The sequence below is a fragment of the Pseudomonas sp. F2 genome (genome assembly GCF_057174385.1).
Genome location: NZ_CM169904.1, coordinates 5,244,780 through 5,263,185, shown reverse-complemented (window position 1 = coordinate 5,263,185; position 18,406 = coordinate 5,244,780). Strand labels below are relative to the sequence as shown.

Below are 18,406 nucleotides of genomic sequence, written 5' to 3'. Positions count from 1 at the left end.
TACATCCGATAAAATTTTTCAGCTGAACCTCCACTATCGCTGGCAAGCCAGCTCCCACAGTGAGGTGTGGTGAAGGAACATGCGGGCACAAAAAACCCGGCCGAAGCCGGGTTTGTGTTCAAGCGCTTACTGCATCCACGGTGGCGGCGGTGGTTCGTCGGACTTGCCTTTGGGCGCATCGTCGGCGGCACGGATCGCCTGCTTGCGCTCTTCATCCAGACGCGCCGCCTCGATCTCGCGCAACACTCCGCCAACGTCGGCCAGGTCTTCAGGGTCGTCGAACTCGCCGGTCAGCACACTGTTCGGGTGCAAGGTGCCGGCTTCGTACAGCGCCCACATTTCTTTTGCATAACGGGTTTTCTTCAGCTCCGGGGCAAAGCGCCCGAAGTATGAAGCCATGTTGCCCACATCCCGCTCCAGCATGCTGAACGCGTGGTTGTTACCGGCGGCATCCACCGCCTGCGGCAGGTCGATGATCACAGGACCTGTCGGGGTCAGCAGCACGTTGAACTCCGAAAGGTCACCGTGCACCAGACCGGTACACAACATCAGCACGATCTGCGAGATCAGGAACGCGTGATATTCGCGGGCCTGATCCGGCTCCAGCACCACGTCGTTCAGACGCGGCGCGGCATCACCGTATTCGTCGGCCACCAGTTCCATCAGCAGCACGCCATCGAGAAAATCATACGGCTTGGGCACTCGCACGCCGGCACCGGCCAAGCGGAACAGCGCCGCGACTTCGGCATTCTGCCAGGCGTCTTCGGTCTCCTTGCGACCGAATTTCGAACCCTTGGCCATCGCCCGCGCCTGCCGGCTGTTACGCACCTTGCGCCCTTCCTGATACTCGGCTGCCTGGCGGAAACTGCGTTTGTTCGCCTCCTTGTAGACCTTCGCGCAACGTAACTGGTTACCGCAGCGCACCACATAAACAGCTGCTTCTTTACCACTCATGAGTGGGCGCAGCACTTCGTCGACCAGACCGTCTTCGATCAGGGGTTCAATGCGTTTTGGAGTCTTCATCAGCTTTTATTGTGGGTCCTTTATTACCAAACACGCGAATGTCACTCGTTATACGGCAATCCTCGCGCTACGGGGAGGGGTTGCCGACCTGTGAACCCTGTGGATGCACACACTGTGCCGAAATAATCGACCGACCGTTGCCGATCATAGCCGAGCCCACCGGGCTTGTAGTGATCGGTCGTCGAGGGCATTTGCGACAGAATCTGACATCGCATGCATTTCCCCCGGGGAATTGCGCTCAGCGTTCGATGATTGCGGTGACACCCTGGCCGCCGGCAGCGCAAATCGAGATCAGCCCCCTGCCCTTGCCCGCCGCATCCAGCAGTTTCGCCAGATTGGCGACAATCCGCCCGCCCGTCGCGGCAAACGGATGCCCCGCCGCCAGCGAGCTGCCTTTGACATTCAAGCGGCTGCGATCGATTGAACCGAGCGGCGCATCCAGTCCAAGACGGGTCTTGCAGTATTCGGGGTCTTCCCAGGCCTTGAGCGTGCACAGCACCTGCGCGGCGAATGCTTCGTGAATCTCGTAGTAGTCGAAGTCCTGCAAGGTCAGGCCATTTCGCGCCAGCAGACGCGGCACCGCATACACCGGTGCCATCAACAGCCCTTCGGCGCCGTTGACGAAATCCACAGCCGCCGCTTCGCCGTCACGCAGATAGGCAAGGATCGGCAAACCACGCTCTTTCGCCCATTCTTCACTGCCCAGCAGCACCACCGAGGCACCGTCGGTGAGCGGCGTGGAGTTGCCCGCCGTCAGCGTCCCTTTCGGGCTTTTTTCGAAGGCCGGTTTGAGCGTGGCGAGTTTTTCCAGGGTCAGGTCCGGGCGCAGGTTGTTGTCGCGGGTCAGACCGAGAAACGGCGTCATCAGATCGTTGTGCCAGCCTTCGCTGTAGGACGCGGCGAGTTTGTGATGGCTTTCGAGGGCCAGTTGATCCTGCTCTTCACGAGGAATGTTCCAGGTCTGCGCCATCAGTTCGCAGTGCTGGCCCATCGACAGGCCAGTGCGTGGCTCGCCGTTACGCGGAAATTCCGGAATCAAGTGCCGCGGACGCAGTTGCAGAAAGGTTTTCAGCTTGTCGCCGGTGGTCTTGGCGCGGTTGGCCTGCAGGAGGATTTTGCGCAAGCCTTCGCTGACGCTGATCGGCGCGTCCGAGGTGGTGTCGACGCCGCCAGCGATGCCGCAATCGATCTGGCCGAGGGCGATTTTGTTCGCCACCAGCAGCGCCGCCTCCAGCCCGGTGCCGCAGGCTTGCTGGATGTCATAGGCCGGGGTGGCCGGTGACAGCCGCGAGCCGAGCACACATTCGCGAGTCAGATTCATATCCCGTGACAATTTAAGCACCGCACCGGCCACCACTTCACCGATGCGCTGGCCGTGCAGGTTGTAGCGTTCGATCAGACCTTCGAGGGCGGCGGTGAGCATCACCTGATTGCTGGCGGTGGCGTACGGCCCGTTGGAGCGGGCGAAAGGAATACGGTTACCACCGATGATGGCGACGCGGCGCAGCTGACTCATGAAAAGCTCCTTGTTGATCCGAATTCAGGGAAATCCCTGTGGGAGCTGGCTTGCCAGCGATAGGGCCGGCACATCCAGCATTTCCAGTGGCTGACACTGCGCCATCGCTGGCAAGCCAGCTCCCACAGGGACGGTGGTCTACTCTGCTGTTCTAGCGTAGGCCTTATTGCGTGGATCGAACGATTGATTGCCGTTGGTAGTCCACACTTTGAACCCCAACTTTTGGAGAGCGTTCCATGTCTGACCGCTATATCGACTTCGCCAACTCATCCATCGGCCATCGTCTGGTCGGGGCGTTGGGCCTGCCGTCGCCGGTGCGGCTGGAACGCTGGCAGGCCGGGCGCCTGCGGCCGGTAGACGGTGCGCTGCTGATCGGCGGCGGGCCGCTGGCCGAGCGGGTCATTGCATTCGCCAACCGCCTGACCGATGCGATCTACAGCTACGGCACAGAACCGTCGCTGGCCACCGCGTGGATTCCCGGGCACGGGCCGAAACTCAAGGCAGTGGTGTTCGATGCCAGCGACCTGCAGCACACCGACCAGCTCAAACAGCTGCGCGAATTCTTCCAGCCGCTGATGAAAAACCTCGACCACAGTGCGCACCTGGTGATTCTCGGCCGCGCTCCGGAAACCCTGCGCGATCCCTTTGCCTCCAGCGCACAACGGGCACTTGAAGGTTTCTCACGCTCGCTGGCCAAGGAGTTGCGCAGCGGCGGTACGCTGCAACTGATCTATGTCGGTGAGGGCGCCGAAGAGCAACTGGAAGGCCCGCTGCGGTTTTTCCTCTCGCCGAAAAGTGCCTTCGTCTCCGGGCAGGTGATTCGCCTGACCGCGTGCGCCACGCATGTCACCGACTGGACCCGGCCATTGGCCGGACGCAAGGCGCTGGTCACCGGGGCGGCTCGCGGGATCGGCGCATCCATCGCCGAAACCCTGGCCCGCGATGGCGCCGAGGTGATTCTGCTCGACGTGCCGCCGGCCAGGACTGATCTGGAAGCCCTCGCCGCGCGGCTCGGTGGCCGGGCGATCACCCTCGATATCTGCGCTGAAGACGCCGCTGCGCAATTGATCGAACAACTGCCGGACGGTCTCGACATTCTGGTGCACAACGCCGGAATCACCCGCGACAAGACCCTGGCCAACATGACCCCGGAATTCTGGGATGCGGTGCTGGCGGTCAACCTCAATGCGCCGCAGGTGCTGACCAAGGCCCTGCTCGACAGCGGCTCCTTGCACGACAATGCGCGGGTAATTCTGCTGGCCTCGATCAGCGGCATCGCCGGCAATCGCGGACAGACTAACTACGCCGCGAGCAAGGCCGGGCTGATCGGCCTGGCCCAGGCCTGGGCGCCGACACTGCTTGAACGCGGCATCAGCATCAACGCCGTGGCGCCAGGTTTCATCGAAACCCAGATGACCGCACACATTCCATTCGGCCTGCGTGAGGCCGGGCGACGCATGAGTTCACTGGGCCAGGGCGGTTTGCCGCAAGACGTCGCCGAAGCCGTCGCGTGGCTGGCCCAACCGGGCACTGGCGCGTTCACCGGCCAGGCGCTGCGGGTCTGTGGACAAAGTGTTCTGGGGGCGTAGACATGAGCATTGAATGGCACACCCTCGACCGCGAACCGAGCCTGCCCGGCCTGTATGCGCGGGCCGCGACCCGACGCAAGATTACCGGCACCCGACTGCCCGACAGCGGCTTGCGCTGCTGGATCGATGTCGACGGCCAGAAGCTGGCGGCCTATCGCAAGGTCTGCGGCTTTGCCGATGACGGCCTGCTGCCGCCGACTTATCCACACATCCTCGCATTCGCCCTGCAAATGCAATTGCTCACGCAGAAAGATTTTCCGTTCCCGCTGCTGGGGTTGATTCATCTGAGCAACCGCGTCCGTGTATGGCGGCCGATGGGCGGAATCAGTCGCGCACAAGTCAGCGTCCGCGTGCACAACCTGCAGCCGCATCCCAAAGGGGCAACCTTCGATGTGTTGACCACCCTCGATGATCAACTCGGGCCGCTGTGGGAAGCCGAAAGCCAGATGCTTTGTCGCGGGGTGAAACTCGACGGCGAACCGGTCGAACAACAGTGGGAACCTGCGCAGCCTCTGACCCAAGTGGCGCAGTGGAAAGCGCCGGCCGATATCGGTCGGCAGTACGCCAAGGTCTCGGGCGACTACAACCCGATTCACCTGAGCGCCGCCAGTGCCAGGCTGTTCGGTTTTCCCACGGCGATTGCTCACGGCTTGTGGAACAAGGCACGAACCCTTGCGGCACTGGCCGATCACTTGCCAAAAGCCAACCTGGAAATCGTCGTGCACTTTCGCAAACCGGTGCGTTTGCCCAGTGAGGTTTCGTTGCTGGCGAGTGCGGCAGGGTCGAGTGGCGAATTACGCCTGATCGGTGCTGGCGATCTGGAGCATATGGTTGGTCAGTGGCAACCGGTTGCCTGATTCCACCCCGGGCAAGCCTGTAAATTGTGTATATATCACTTAAGTTTTCCCGCCCTTCACGCGGTGCCCTGAAAAACTCCCAGCCTTGATTTTCAAGGCTTTTTTTTGCGCGTTTATATCCTGGGTATTAGTCCTTAGGCACTGCGTGGCGCCTTATATATAAAGGCGTTAATACCAACTTGAGAATGGCGGCAAGCCGCGACGCGATCGAGATTGACACCACGGACGAGGCATCACCGGCGACAGACGGGTGAGCCATCGAAAACGACGAATGTTGTTACAGGTGCAAGGAATCTCAATCATGAAAACTCAAGTGTGGTGCAAATCGGCAACAGCTCTGGCATTGATCCTCTCCCTTGGCCTCGCGGGCTGCAGCAGCGGCGGTGGCGGCCATCACAGCAGTTCCGGCAGCTCTTCGCCTGACAGCGCGACATCGGGCACTGGCGGCACCGGAGGTTCCGGCAGCACTGGCGGCACCGATACCGCTGGCACAGGCGGTACTGGCGGCACTGGCGGTACCGGCACGACCAACCCGACAGATCCGACCAACCCAACCAACCCGACCGACCCTACGGACCCAACCAATCCGACCAACCCGACCACCACCCCGTTGGTGACCACCACCCTGGTGCAGGATGTCGGCAATACCGTCGCAGGCGTCGGCGACGGCGTCGGCCAGGTCGGCGATTCGCTCAGCACGGTTCCCGTGGTCGGTGGCGTCGTGCAAAGCGCGGCCAACACCGCTGGCAATGTGGTCAGCACTTTGGGTGACGGCGTGGCCAACGGTATCGGCAAACTGGGTACGGTCGATAATGGCCTGGGCGTCACCGCAGCCTCGGTCGGCGGCGTGGTTTCAGATGTCGGTACCGGCGTCTCGGACCTGAGCGGCAAACTGGCGACCGCTACCGGCAGCGTTCCAGTCGTCGGTGGCGTGGTGACCAAAGTGGCACCGGTGCTTGATGGCGTCGGCGAGAAAGTCACCATGCTCGGCGACACATTGAGCCTGGCCACCACCACAGGCCCGCTCGGTTCAGTGACCAAAAGCGTCGGTAACGGTCTGGTGCCGGTGATTGCGATGGTGGAAAGCACCACCGACAAAGTAGGTGATGCGACCGGCCTCGGTGCTCCGCTCAACGGTGTCCTCGGCCAGGTCGGTGGTGCAGTCAAAGGCCTGGGCGGTCAAGTTACCGGTGCCGGCAGCGGTAATGCCCTGACCAACACCGTTGGCGGCGCCCTGACCAACGTTGGCACCACGGTCGGCAAAGCCGGCGGTCTGGTCGACAATGGCACCGCTTCCGGTGGTGGCTTGGGCGGCGGCCTCGGTGGCGGTCTGGGCGGTACCGGCCTGCTGCAAACCGTAGGCGGCGCCGTGGTCAATGTGGGTGCCGGTCTGAACGCCGGCAGCACCAACGGCGTGGTCAGCGCCGGCGGCGTCACGGCTGGCGGACTGGGCAACACCATCGCTTCGCTCAACACCGTTCTCGGTGGCTCGGGCACGCCGATCACCGCCACCACCTCGCCGCTGGCCACCGTCGGCGCTACCGTCGGCGCAGGGCTGAACCCGGTCACCAGTGCGGTCACCAGCGTCACTCAACAAGTCGGCGCCGCCACAGGTCTGGGCGCGCCGGTCGCCGGTCTCACCGGCCAGGTCGGCGGCGCAGTCAGCACAGTTGGCGCCACCCTCGCGTCCACCAACAACCCGGTCACGACCGCCGTCGGTGGTGTGGTCAGCAACGTCGGCGCTACCGTTGGTGCAGTCGGCGGCCTGCTCAACGGTGGCACCAGCACCGGCGGCACCGCAACCGGTGGCCTGGGCGGTGTACTCGGTGGCCTGACCGGCACGCTTGGAGGCAACAAACGCTAAATTGCACCTGGCCGATTCGACGGCCTCACCTACAGCGCCTACGCTTGGTTGAGGGCGGAAGATTCCCACGAGTCTTCCGCTTTTTTCTTAGGAAAAATTCAGCCCAACGCTGTGATCTGACCATGGAGTGTCCTATGCGCGTAATGGCATCCCTGCTGTTCCTCAGTCTCAGTTCCGCCGCCCTCGCCGACACCCTGCCCAGTTTTCTCAACAGCAACGAAACCACCCGTAACCTGCCCGTGCCGAACCTGCCGGCCGATGCCTATCGCCCGGCCACTACTCCGGTGCAAGTACCGGAACCCGGCGCGGCCAGTGCCCAGCCGCTGATGATGGAAACCAGAATCTCCCTGAAGACGGTCCAGATTGAAGGCGGGACGATCTATCCACTCAGCGAACTGGCCGAGATCTATAAACCCCTGATCGGTCACCCGACCAGCCTCGCCGACCTGATCGAAGCCACCCGCACCATTACCCGCCGCTACCAACAGGACGGTTATCTGCTGTCCTACGCGTTCTTGCCCCAACAAAAATTCGACGATGGAGTCGCGCGGGTGGTGTTGGTGGAAGGCTACGTCAGGGACATCCAGATGCAGGGCGACGTCGGCCGGGTCAAAGGTCTGCTCGACAAGCTGGCAGCGAAAATCCAGGCTGAACGGCCGCTGACCCGCAAGACCTTCGAGCGCTATACCACGTTGATGACCCGCATTCCCGGCGTGACGGTGCAGGCTCAAGTGCCGCCGCCCGGCACCACCGACGGCGCAACAACACTGGTGGCCCAGGCCAGCCGCAAACCGTTCACCAGCACCCTGAGCACCACCGAAGACAACCGCAATGGCACCCAGGCGTTGCTCGGGGTCAGCAGCAACTCGCAGACCGCCATGGGCGAGCAATTGACCCTCAGCGGGCTGTTTCCGCCGGGGGATGATCACGAGCATTACTACCGACTGGACTACAACCAGTTCCTCAACAGCGAAGGCACGCAACTGAGCCTGTTTGCCTCACGCTACCGGGCCGATCCGGGCACCAATGTGCTCACCAGCGATGGCTTCGAACTCAAACCGCACAAGGAAGACGACCGTTACTCCATCGGTGTCAGCCACCCGTTCATTGCGGCCTCCAACGAGCTGCTCAACGCCGGTGCACGGCTGTATGCAGTGGATGACAAAAACCGCTACAACGTAGTCGGCTATCCGCTCAGCATCGAAGAGCGCACCAACGTGCGTGCCCTCGCGTTCGAGAGCGACTGGCGCAAGACCGATGCCCGCCAACTGCGGATTGTCAGTGGTGGCTTGTATCAGGGGCTGGACAGCATGGGCGCACATTCCAACAACCCGGCACTGGACCTGAACTTCCTGCGCCTGCGCCTCTCCGGCGTGCAGAGCGACAAGTTCTTCGACAACTGGCAAGGCGTGTTGTCGGCCGCGTTGTACTGGAGCGATGACACCCTGCCCGACAGCGAACGCGCCGTGTTTGGCGGACAGAACTTCGGCCGTGGCTACCCGGACGACCAGGCGTCGGGCGACAAGGGCTGGGGTGCGGCCTACGAGGTCAACTACAGCTTCAACCGCGACGGCAACTGGGTGCGCATCCTTCAGCCGTATGTGGTGCTGGACCGTTCGAAAACCTGGTTCAACAAGCTCGCGGTACAGAGCAACGACCTGTCATCGGCGGCAGTGGGGCTGCGTTTTGGCGATGCCAAGTACTACAACATTGCATTGGAGGCCGCCAAGCCAATGTCTGATGAGGCGCTGGATACGTTCAATCGACGGGCGCGCTACAGCATCAGTTTCAGTTATCAGTTGTAGACCTTCAGTCATTGCGTCATCGCTGCTTTAGCGGCGATGACGCAATGGATTGAGCCTCGCCAGCAACCTAGTTCTTGGTCTCGATCTTGCCGCCCGCGTCCGGGTCGTAGAAGTCCGGAATCTCATACTTGTACTTCTTCAGCCAGCGCTGCATCGCCTGTTCCCGCTCGGCCGCCGTGGCGGTTTGCGGTTTCGTCGAGGCCGCCTGGTTACGGCTTTGCAGCACCAGCCAGCCTTCGGTTTCCTGTTGCTGCGCCGAGGCCGGGCCGGCGTCGATCGCCTGGGCTGCTAGCGGCAGGCTGAGCAGTATCAGGCAGCTTAGGCGGTGCACGGTGTTCATGGTGATCTCCCGCAATGTCACTTGAGCGTCGACGGTTGTGGGTCAGCCACCACCGCCACTTGATTACCGGCCGCGGTCGGGGCCTTGGCCGGCACCTTGAGTTTTTCCGCACGGGCCTGGGCTTCGGAGAATTGCTCCGGCGTCAGGTGCGCGCGGCTGACGATTTCGGCGGCTTGCTGCCAGTTGTTCTGGTACAGCAGCAAGGTCACAAGATTCAGCGGAGCCAGTTGATCGTTCTGCTTGAGTTCAATAGCGGTAAGGAATTCGAAGCGCGCGTCTTCAAGACGCAACTGGTTGAGGTAGACCACGCCCAGGTCGTTGCGGATCTTGTCATTGGTTGGCGCCAGACGCACCGCGCGCTGCAGGTGCGCCTGGGCCTGACCGTTATCGCCACGGGCGGCATAAATCTGCCCCAGACCATGTTCGGCGTCCGCCGTCAGGCACGTGCCGAGCAGGCCGCGATACAGCGGCTCGGCCTCGTTGCGCCCGAGCAAGCGGTAAACCCTGGCCTTGCGCAAGCGCACCTCTACCAGGTTGTCGGGCAGGCTTTGCAGGTTGGCCAGACTGGCGTGCAGCTTGCCGTCGTTGGCCAGATCATCCGCCAGGTTCAGGGCCAGTTCCTGTTCGGAGTCGAGCTTGCTGCAACTGCTCGGCGCCAGCATTGCCGACCACGGTGCCTGGCCGTCAGTGGCACAGCCACCGAGCATCAACAGACTTGCCACGACAATCAGTGCTTTCATCAACGCTCTCCATGAGCCCACGTCAGTTTGCAAACGCCCGGGTAATCGCGGTGAACCCCGGGCCGGCCAGTACGATCAGCAAGGCAGGAAACAGAAACAGCATCATCACCACCGACATCTTCGCCGACATCTTCGAGATGTATTCCTGCAGTCGGGTCAGGCGCCGGTCGTCGAGCAATTGTTTGAGCGCCAGCAACGATTTCATCGCCCCGCCGCCCTGCTGAATCAGCTGTTGCAGGATCACGCAGGTGTCGGTGAACTCATCGACGGCGAGCATCACCGAGGCCTTGTTCAGCTCCTGCCCCAATTCCAGTCCCGAGTCGACCCGGGCCAGAATCAGGCGCAGTTCGCGGGTCAGTTCCGGCAGCAGTTTCTGCCCTTCGCTGCTGAGCACGCGCAGGGCCTGTTCGACCGCCATGCCCGACTCGAACAGGATGCGCAGCAACGGGATGAACGTGGAGATTTCCACGGCGATGGTTTTCTGCCGACGCCCGGCGGCGTACGCCAGCAAGCGCTTGGGCAACAGGTAACCGGCACCGGTGGCGAGCATCGGCACGATCCAGCGGTTGGCGGCGTGGGGGAAAAACACTTCCTGCAGAAAGATCGCCAGCCCCAAAACCAGCAGCGGCGTGCCGATCTGGCACGCGGCGTACAGCGAACGCTCACTGGCGCGGCGCCAGCCGAGGCGGCTGAGCAGGGTCTGGGTTTCACTGTCGATGCTCACCGAACGCTGGCCGAACTTGCTGTTGCCCAACGCTCGCAGCCAGTTGCCGAAACGGCTCTCACGCACCAGATGCCCCTGCAACCGCTGGTTGACCTGGCGCACCCGACGCCGCTCCGTCAGCAAGTGATTGACCACCAGCAACAGGGCGCCGAGCAGCAGCATCAGAGCGGCGAGATAGACCATGTCAAACACTCCGCAACATGCGCCACAGCGCCAGGCAGCCGGTCACTTGCAACACCACGGCGATGATCAACATGGTCCGCCCACCGCCGTCGTGCCACATGCCAAGCATGTAGCCGGGGTTGGTCAGCATGAAGTAGCCCACCAGGATCACCGGCAGCGAACCCAGCACCCAGGCCGTCATACGCGTTTCGCCGGTGAGCGCGCGCAGTTGCCGGGCACCTTGGTCACGCTCGCGGATCAGCTTGATCAGGTTCTCCAGCAACTCGCTGGCATTGCCGCCATAGCGATGATTGACCTTCAGGCCGAGGGCGAACATGCGCAATTCGTCCTGTTCATAAAGCTCGGCAAAGTCACTGACCGCATCCGGCAGATTGACGCCCAGTTGCACGTTGCGTTGCACCCGGCCCATGGCTTCTTTCAGCGGATCGTCACTCGACTCGATGCCGCCCATGACCGCGTCACTCAGGGTGCGGCCGGACTTGAGACTGCGCACGGTGTAGTCGAGCAACTGCGGTAACTGCTCGATCATGCGTTTGATCCGCCGGTGGTACCGCCAGGACATGTACAGACGCAGAATCAGCGGCGGTGCCAACAGCATCGACAGCAGACCGATCCAGCTCGCCAGCAGATACCCGAGGGCAATGGCCACGCCCCACAAGGTCAGCCACAGGCCGAAACGTTCGTTGGGACGGCCCAGCCCCGCACGCAGGAACATGCGTTCGAACCCGACCCACGCCGGTTTCTGGGCAACGAGTTGTGGCTGCCCCGCCGCGAGGCGATTGAGCACCCGTTCGTTGCCGCTCTTGTGGATGCCGTGCACGAACAGCCAGATCGACAGCCCGAGCAGAATCAGACAAAGCAGGATGAGAATGACCGGTCCGATCATGATGTGCGTCCCATGCTCTCAGCTCAGGTTCATCTCGTGGCGCAACTTGTCGCCGGCCGGATTGACCGCTTCGCGCAGGAAGCCGAAACCGGTACGCCGATCAAGGCGAAACAAGGTGTTGGTGACATAGATGTCTTCGCGGATGCCGACCACTTCCACCACCTCGCTGACACAACGGCGGCCGTCCGGCATGCGGGTCAGCTGGATGATCACGTCGAGGGCGGCGCAGATCATCTGGCGCAGGGTACGCTCGGCGATCGAGCGTCCGGTCAGCCCCACCAGCGTCTCCAGACGCAGCAGCGCATCCTGCGCATTGTTGGCGTGCACGGTGCTCATCGAGCCGTCGTGGCCGGTGTTCATCGCGGTCAGTACATCGACCACTTCGACCCCACGAATCTCGCCGAGGATGATCCGGTCGGGACGCATGCGCAGGGCGTTGCGAATCAGGTCGCTGGCCTTGACTTCACCGTGACCCTCAGCATTTGGCGGGCGGGTTTCCAGGCGCACGACATGCGGGTGGCCAAGCTGCAATTCGGCCACGTCTTCGATGGTCACCAGACGTTCGTGGGGGTTGATCAATTGGCTGAGGATGTTCAGCAGCGTGGTCTTGCCAGTGCCGGTACCGCCGCTGATGAGCACGTTGCAGCGCTTGCCCACCGCCTCTTGAAGAAACTCGAAAATCGCCAGATCGATGGTCTGCATCGCCATCAGGTCACTGCTCTTGAGCATGTCCTTGCGAAACTTGCGAATCGACAGGCACGGGCCATCGAGAGCGATCGGCGGGATGATCGCGTTGACCCGACTGCCATCCGGCAGGCGGGCATCGACCATCGGCGAAGACTCGTCGAGACGTCGCCCGAGTGGCGCGAGAATCCGCTGCATGACCCGCTCGACGTGATGCGCATCGATAAAGCGCAGGTCACTTTGATGCAGCACACCGTCGCGCTCGATGAACACCCGGTGCGGGCCGTTGACCAGAATCTCGGTCACCGATGGATCGCGCAGCAGCACTTCCAGCGGGCCGAAACCAGTGAGTTCGTCGACGATTTCTTCGGCCAGGCGCTCCATCTCGTAACGGGAAATCGCCAGGTGCAGACGGGCGATGTATTCGGCGACCTTGTCGGTGACAAATTGCGCCAGCAACTGGCGCGAGCCTTCCAGCAGGTTCTTCCCCGACTCTTCGATGGCGTCAATGATGTAGCGATGCAGGACCAGCTTCAGGCCTTCGTGATCGGTGTTGCCGGTCGCGCCGTGCTGCACCGCGCCGAACAGTTTTTCCGCGCTCATGAGGTGCCTCGCAAGCGGTCGAACCAGGTGACCTTGGGTTTGGCCAGGCCTTCGGAGCGCTTGGCCAGACGTTCGCCGAGGGTGCGCAGGCTCTGTGTGAGTTTTTCCCGCGGGGCCAGTTCGAACAGGCTGACGCCCTGGTTCTTGGCGTTCAAGCGCACTTCGGCGTTGGCTGCCAACACCGCGATCACCTCCAGGTTGAAGGTCTTGCCAAGGGTTTCGGCGTCCGGGGCGACGCTGCTCAAGTAACCGTCCACCAGCAAGCGTGCGTGGTCGAGTTTCATGCCTTTCTCGCGCCACTGGTTGAGCACGGCAAGGTTGCGACGGCAGTTGAGCACGTTCTGATCGGTGTACCAGATCAGCTTGTCGCAATGGCTGACAAACGTACGCAAGGCTTCACTGTCGGACTGCCCGGTGAGGTTCACGACGATGTGCTGGAAGTGTTGACGCAAGGCGCTGAGCAACATGTACAGCTCGGCGGCACTGGTACTGTCCAGCGGCTCGTCGCTGCTGGCATACGCCAGAATCCGCAGCCCCGCTTCAGCGCTGGTGAAGGCACTGTCGATCAGTGTCGCATCGAGCCTGCGCAAGTGACGCAAGGCATCGCCGAAGTGGAACGAACTCTCGAGCCCGAGCAGCGCCAGGCTGTCGCCCCGGGGCAGGCCCAGATCCAGCAGCAAGGTTTGCTGACCGCTCTTTTGCACCACCAGCGCCATGTGATTGGCCAGCAGCGCTCCGTCGGAATTGCTCTGGGTGCCGAACAACACGGTGAGGCCACCCAGTTGGGTGTTGGTGGTCACCGGTGGCAGGCGTTTGTTCAGGCGCCGCACCAGCCCGGCGACCTCACTGGCCCGCGAACCGTACGCGACGAAATCCCGGGCGCCGGCACGCATCGCATTGAGCACCAGCTGGTTGTCCATGCCATCACCCAGAGCAACGATGGCGAGCATGGGTTTGGCTTCCAGCGCACCTTCGATCAACGCACTCTGCGCCACCACGTGATCACGGTCGAGGCCGACGAACACCAGGCTGGCGAAGGTGACATCGACCAGCGCCAGCAACTCGTCCAGGCTCCCGGCCCCGGCGCTGACCACCTGGCCCAGCGGCGCGAGAGCGCCTTGCAGCCACTCCAGATCGGTGCTGTTACGGGTGATCGCAAGAAAGGTCTGGCTCAGGTTCTGGTTCATTGGGACAACCCACTGCGCTTGTCGAAGTTGCCGTTTTCGAGGAAGAACATGCGGTAGAAATTCGGATCGTAGTTGCGCAATTTTTCGCCCGGCAGCGACGGCAGCTGCGCATCGGCCGCCAATGGCTGCACCAGGTGCGGGGTGACGATCATCAGCAGTTCGCGCTCCTCGCGCTTGATCTGCGAATCACGGAAAAACGCGCCGAGCACCGGGATATCACCCAGCCCCGGAAACTTGTTCACTTGCGAGGTGTTGCTGGTGCTGATCAAGCCACTGATGACGAAACTTTCGCCGTCGGCCAGCGATACGCTGGTATCGGTACGGCGTACGGTCAGGGCCGGCACCGGGGTGCCGGCGATATTGATGGCGTTGGCGTAATCCAGTTCGCTGACTTCCGGCGCGACCTTCAGCGCCACGCGATTGCGGTCGATCACGGTCGGCGTCAGGGTCAGGCGGATGCCAAACTCCTTGTACTCGATGGTCACCGTATCGCTGCCGGAACTGGGCACCGGAATCGGGATTTCGCCACCGGCCAGAAAGCTTGCGCTCTGCCCGCTCAGCGCGACCAGACTCGGCCGCGCGAGGGTGTAGGCAAAACCGCTGCCTTCCAGCGCATTGATGATCGCCATGGTCTTGCCGCCGATCCAGGAAAAATTGAACTGGCCATTATTCACCGGCAACTTCGGTGTCGGCACACCACCGACATCGGGCAGCGTGCCGGGCGAGCCAAACAGAAAATTGCCGCGTACGCCGATCAAAGAGGCCGTGGCTTCCTTGAGTTTGGTGCGGCTGACTTCGACGAAGCGAATGTCGGTCTGCACTTGCGAAGGCAGCGTCGGGTCATCGGAAGGCAGTCTGCTGGTGCTGGTCAACGCCGCCGTGGCGCTGCCTTGCACGAACACCATGCTCTGACGCGGCTCACTGGAGCACGCGGTCCAGACCATCAGGCTGGTGGCGCCGGGGGCCACGCCAGTGAGCAAAAAAGAAGCGCTGCCGGTGTCATGCACATCAGCGATCTTCGGATCACCGATGGCCACCCGGGTGATTGCCACGGGCGACTGGATGTCCTGCTGGAACCCTTCGCCGATCTCGATCACCGGCGGCATGCGACCGAGCGCCGAGCAATTGCCGGTGGCCGCGATGGCCGCGTTCATCGTCAGTCCCATCAGTATCAAGGCCGGGACTACCGGTTTTAATAACGGCCTGAATCGACTCTGCATGCACGTGGATCCTTGCTCAGTCATGGGGCTTGTTGGGAAACCTGATTACCGCGGATCACTTCCATCGGCTTGCGTTCATGACCACCTGAGGACGGCGCTTTCGGCGCGGCGCCCAAGGCCAGTTGCGTGAACTGGAAGAGTTGGCTGTTGGCGTTATCCAGGTGCGCCGGCGCCTGCTGTTCACCGGCCCAGTATTTCGCCAGCCGCTGCTCTTCGCTGCTGCGCACGGCCAGACGCAAAGTGCCGACCTGGGTGGCGAGCATCATCCGGCTGAGCAATTGTTCAGGTACGGCCAGGACCACGGTGCGCGCAGCGATCCGGCGTTGATCCTGTTTGAGTTTGTCGTCGGCGCTGAGGGCCGGATTGGCGGGCTGGCCGTCGTTGGTCAGGCCGTATTGTTCACCCACGCCAAGCACGCGCATGGCCGGTACGACGATTTGCGCCGACTGCTGCAGATTGCTCGCGTCCTGGCGCAGGTAGAGCAGCACATCGACATAGTCGCCGGGGAGCAGTTGCCCGGCAGCGCCGATCACTTCATCCACGGCCACCGTCAGAGCGCGCTCGTCGCTGTGGATCATCCGCGCCAGTGAGCCGCCCGCCTCGAAGCTTTCATCGTTGAGCCAGGTGCCGGCGCTCAAATGCCGCCACGGGGTACGACCCACTGCCTGATCAACACTGGCAAGGCTGCCGGCCGGCGCATTGCGCAATTTTTCCACGGTCACATCGGCAGCGGTCAGCGGAGTGAACGGCGGAACATCGTGTAACAACACGACCACGGGCTGACGGGTCTGATCTTCGGCGGCGGCGACGGTTTTTTCCACCACGACGGGCGCAGCGGCAGGCACCTGGGCAACCGGAGCCGGTTGCCGACTGAGCACCAGGCCCCAGTAACCGACGATGATTGCGCCCAACAGCAGCACGGCTGCAAGGCCCATGGTGACGCGACTGTTCATGACGGCTCTCCCTTTCCTGCTGCACCGACAGCCTGTACTTCCTGCCGAGAGAATTTTTCGCGATCAGGCAGCTATGAACATGCAACGATTTCGCTATTTCCAAGCTAGCTGATACGAGCCAAAACGCCATTAGTGACAGGAAAATAACTCACTAAAGTATGAGTCATGGCCAATTAACTGTAGGGATTGGCTCAATTAACAATCCGGTTAATCCTTTGTGATTAATCCGTTCTTACAGTTGTTGACCGGGGGTTTGTTGACAATGCTCTGATAGCACGGTGAAAGCATGCCGCTGTAGCGTTGGATCGGCGCCAGAGGCGCGAAGGAGTGGACGTATGTTTCGGATGATCATCGACTATCTACTGGCCAGGGCCAGGCTGCTGTGCAGAAGTGAAGAAGGTGCGTCGGCCATCGAATACGCGATCGTGGTGGCAATGGTGGCGGTGGTGGTCGTGGTGTTTGTGACGCCCATCGGCGACAAGGTGCTGGCCATTTTCAACGTGGTGCTGACCAAGCTCGGTGGCACGGCACAGGTCAGAACGACGCCTTGATCAACATCCCTCCCGTCGTCCAGTGTCCGGGTCCATGCTGACCAGCAGCAGCGCTCAGACACTGGCAAATCTTCGGATTTCACAAGTCCGATCACCCGCCGTTACGAAGGAGAATGTCAATGATCCTCGAATATCTGATATTGCGCCTGAGGTCGTTTCTGGCAAGTACAGAGGCTGCATCCGCCATCGAGTATGCAATCGTGGTGGCGATGGTAGCGGTCGTTGTGGTGGTGTTCATCACACCACTGGGCGCGAAAATCTTTGCGATTTTCAATAGCGTCCTGGTATCCCTCGGCGGCACCGCGCAGACCGCTCCGGTGCAAACCCCCTGATGTGAGTCGCGTCCAGCGAATGTCGCGCTACACTCGATTGCACTTTCAGCTTTTCAGGGACTGCCCATGACTGCTTCCTCACTCCCCCGCCAACAGTTGCTTCTGGTTGACGACGAAGAGGACGCGTTGCTTGAGCTGGCCGAGCTACTGGAGGGCGAGGGCTTTGTCTGCCACACCGCGACGTCGGTGAAACTCGCCCTGCATCACCTCACCCGCCATCCGGATATTGCCTTGGTTATCACCGATCTGCGTATGCCGGAGGAGTCCGGCATGTCGCTGATCAAGCGCCTGCGCGAGCACACGTCGCGCCAGCATCTGCCGGTGATCGTGACCTCCGGACATGCCGACATGGAGGACGTCAGCGACATGCTGCGCCTGCAGGTTCTGGACCTGTTTCGCAAGCCGATCTACCACGTGCGGCTGCTGGAAACGTTGGACAATCTGTTCCCTAAACCGAAGACGCAGGTCGGGTAATTCTCTTGAAGTGTTTTTGGAAGAATTGACTGCCTGCCCGTGGAAGGCAGGCAATCGCGATCAGTGTGCGGTTACACGCTGACGGGCGGCCGAAGCACTGGGCGACAGCGCCAATGCCAACTGTGTGCGGTTGTGCATGTGGGTCAGGCGCAATACCTGGGAAACGTACAGTTTCACAGTGTTTTCAGTGATGCCCAACTCGCAGGCAATCTGATAGTTGGTCTGCCCTTTGCCCACCAGCCGCGCCACATCCAGTTGCCGTGGCGACAACTGATTGAAGATCGCCGGAATCTCCTGCTCGGCTTCGGCGCTGTCGCCACCGAGCATGTCTTTGACCACCGCCGCCGGGTTGCGCCGGACCTTGTCCAGGTCCTGGTAGAGGTCATCGATGGATTCGGAAAGAAACTGCAGCTTCTGGTTCAGGTGGCCCAACTGCACATTCTTGTGCCGCTCCTGCAGAGCCGCTTCCTGACGCTTCACGCCTTCGAGCAGTTCATCCAGCTCGATCGGCTTCTGATAGTAATCGGCGATCCCCGCGCGCAGGGCCTTGATCACGTCCTGTTTGTCGGCGCGCCCGGTGAGCATGATCGCTTCGAACACCCGGTGTTTGCCGCAGATTCGTTGCAGTTCCTGCACCAGCTGAATGCCGTCCATGTCCGGCATGTGCAGATCGCTCAGCACCAGGCCGATTTCCGCGTCTTCGCTGAAACGCTCGATCGCCTGCGCACTGGATTCACACGGCACACAGCGGTACCCGCTGCTTTCGAGAAACTCGCACAACTCTTCGACGATCAACGGCTGATCATCGACCACGAGCACTTTTACCGCCGACGTAAGCTTGTTCACGAACCACTCCATTGCTCGGGCCAAAGCTG

At 61.7% G+C, this 18,406-nt stretch carries 18 protein-coding genes; 7 read left to right on the top strand and 11 right to left on the bottom strand.

Features of this window, described 5'->3' with window-relative positions; all coding sequences use genetic code 11:
* Positions 1-126: 126 nt before the first annotated feature.
* Complete coding sequence (locus AC193Q_RS23635; protein WP_041067990.1) at positions 127-1,023, bottom strand: PA4780 family RIO1-like protein kinase; 897 nt, start codon at positions 1,021-1,023, stop codon at positions 127-129.
* A 238-nt stretch (positions 1,024-1,261) separates the two neighbouring features.
* Positions 1,262-2,539 (bottom strand): acetyl-CoA C-acetyltransferase, encoded by a 1,278-nt coding sequence (locus AC193Q_RS23630; protein WP_121183559.1) that lies wholly within the window; start codon positions 2,537-2,539, stop codon positions 1,262-1,264.
* Positions 2,540-2,775: 236 nt separating this feature from the next.
* Between AC193Q_RS23630 and AC193Q_RS23625 the strand changes: the two genes are divergently transcribed.
* The 4 genes from AC193Q_RS23625 (at position 2,776) to AC193Q_RS23610 (ending at position 8,654) form a co-directional block, all read left to right on the top strand.
* Positions 2,776-4,128: a 3-oxoacyl-ACP reductase gene (locus AC193Q_RS23625; RefSeq protein ID WP_121183557.1), complete on the top strand. Its 1,353-nt coding sequence runs from the start codon at positions 2,776-2,778 to the stop codon at positions 4,126-4,128.
* Between the two features lie 2 nt (positions 4,129-4,130).
* Entirely contained in the window at positions 4,131-4,985 is an 855-nt protein-coding gene (locus tag AC193Q_RS23620) for a MaoC family dehydratase (protein WP_483878858.1), read from the top strand.
* Between the two features lie 301 nt (positions 4,986-5,286).
* Positions 5,287-6,849 (top strand): collagen-like triple helix repeat-containing protein, encoded by a 1,563-nt coding sequence (locus AC193Q_RS23615; protein ID WP_121183553.1) that lies wholly within the window; start codon positions 5,287-5,289, stop codon positions 6,847-6,849.
* A gap of 134 nt (positions 6,850-6,983) precedes the next feature.
* A complete protein-coding gene (locus AC193Q_RS23610; RefSeq protein WP_047291075.1) occupies positions 6,984-8,654 on the top strand; it encodes a ShlB/FhaC/HecB family hemolysin secretion/activation protein in 1,671 nt (556 codons plus the stop codon).
* A gap of 67 nt (positions 8,655-8,721) precedes the next feature.
* Here the strand turns inward: AC193Q_RS23610 and AC193Q_RS23605 are convergent, their stop codons facing one another.
* From AC193Q_RS23605 to cpaB, 8 genes are read right to left on the bottom strand one after another with little or no spacing between them, the layout of a single operon-like run.
* Positions 8,722-8,994 carry a DUF3613 domain-containing protein gene (locus AC193Q_RS23605; RefSeq protein WP_041068008.1) on the bottom strand — a complete coding sequence of 91 codons (273 nt, stop codon included), beginning with the start codon at positions 8,992-8,994 and terminating at the stop codon, positions 8,722-8,724.
* 17 nt (positions 8,995-9,011) lie between these two features.
* The gene (locus AC193Q_RS23600) at positions 9,012-9,734 is read right to left on the bottom strand and encodes a tetratricopeptide repeat protein (protein WP_222016731.1); all 723 of its coding nucleotides are present in this window, start codon (positions 9,732-9,734) and stop codon (positions 9,012-9,014) included.
* A 22-nt stretch (positions 9,735-9,756) separates the two neighbouring features.
* Entirely contained in the window at positions 9,757-10,641 is an 885-nt protein-coding gene (locus AC193Q_RS23595; RefSeq protein WP_239778663.1) for a type II secretion system F family protein, read from the bottom strand.
* Position 10,642: 1 nt separating this feature from the next.
* Positions 10,643-11,527, bottom strand: a complete 885-nt coding sequence (locus AC193Q_RS23590; protein WP_483878857.1) for a type II secretion system F family protein — start codon at positions 11,525-11,527, stop codon at positions 10,643-10,645.
* Between the two features lie 18 nt (positions 11,528-11,545).
* On the bottom strand, positions 11,546-12,814 hold the full coding sequence (locus tag AC193Q_RS23585; RefSeq protein ID WP_121183545.1) for a TadA family conjugal transfer-associated ATPase: 1,269 nt from the start codon (positions 12,812-12,814) through the stop codon (positions 11,546-11,548).
* Positions 12,811-14,001: a CpaE/TadZ family protein gene (locus AC193Q_RS23580; RefSeq protein WP_095667632.1), complete on the bottom strand. Its 1,191-nt coding sequence runs from the start codon at positions 13,999-14,001 to the stop codon at positions 12,811-12,813. Before AC193Q_RS23580 ends, AC193Q_RS23585 begins: the two co-directional genes overlap by 4 nt.
* Positions 13,998-15,221, bottom strand: a complete 1,224-nt coding sequence (locus AC193Q_RS23575; RefSeq protein WP_047291070.1) for a type II and III secretion system protein family protein — start codon at positions 15,219-15,221, stop codon at positions 13,998-14,000. Before AC193Q_RS23575 ends, AC193Q_RS23580 begins: the two co-directional genes overlap by 4 nt.
* A gap of 20 nt (positions 15,222-15,241) precedes the next feature.
* Positions 15,242-16,174 carry a Flp pilus assembly protein CpaB gene (gene cpaB / locus AC193Q_RS23570; RefSeq protein ID WP_047291069.1) on the bottom strand — a complete coding sequence of 311 codons (933 nt, stop codon included), beginning with the start codon at positions 16,172-16,174 and terminating at the stop codon, positions 15,242-15,244.
* A gap of 335 nt (positions 16,175-16,509) precedes the next feature.
* Between cpaB and AC193Q_RS23565 the strand changes: the two genes are divergently transcribed.
* The 3 genes from AC193Q_RS23565 (at position 16,510) to AC193Q_RS23555 (ending at position 17,531) form a co-directional block, all read left to right on the top strand.
* A complete protein-coding gene (locus AC193Q_RS23565; protein WP_373557745.1) occupies positions 16,510-16,725 on the top strand; it encodes a Flp family type IVb pilin in 216 nt (71 codons plus the stop codon).
* Positions 16,726-16,844: 119 nt separating this feature from the next.
* Positions 16,845-17,057, top strand: coding sequence for a Flp family type IVb pilin (locus AC193Q_RS23560; RefSeq protein ID WP_041068032.1), 213 nt, complete (start codon positions 16,845-16,847; stop codon positions 17,055-17,057).
* A 66-nt stretch (positions 17,058-17,123) separates the two neighbouring features.
* On the top strand, positions 17,124-17,531 hold the full coding sequence (locus AC193Q_RS23555; RefSeq protein ID WP_047291068.1) for a response regulator: 408 nt from the start codon (positions 17,124-17,126) through the stop codon (positions 17,529-17,531).
* A gap of 60 nt (positions 17,532-17,591) precedes the next feature.
* Here the strand turns inward: AC193Q_RS23555 and AC193Q_RS23550 are convergent, their stop codons facing one another.
* Entirely contained in the window at positions 17,592-18,377 is a 786-nt protein-coding gene (locus AC193Q_RS23550) for a response regulator transcription factor (protein ID WP_041068038.1), read from the bottom strand.
* Positions 18,378-18,406: the final 29 nt, after the last annotated feature.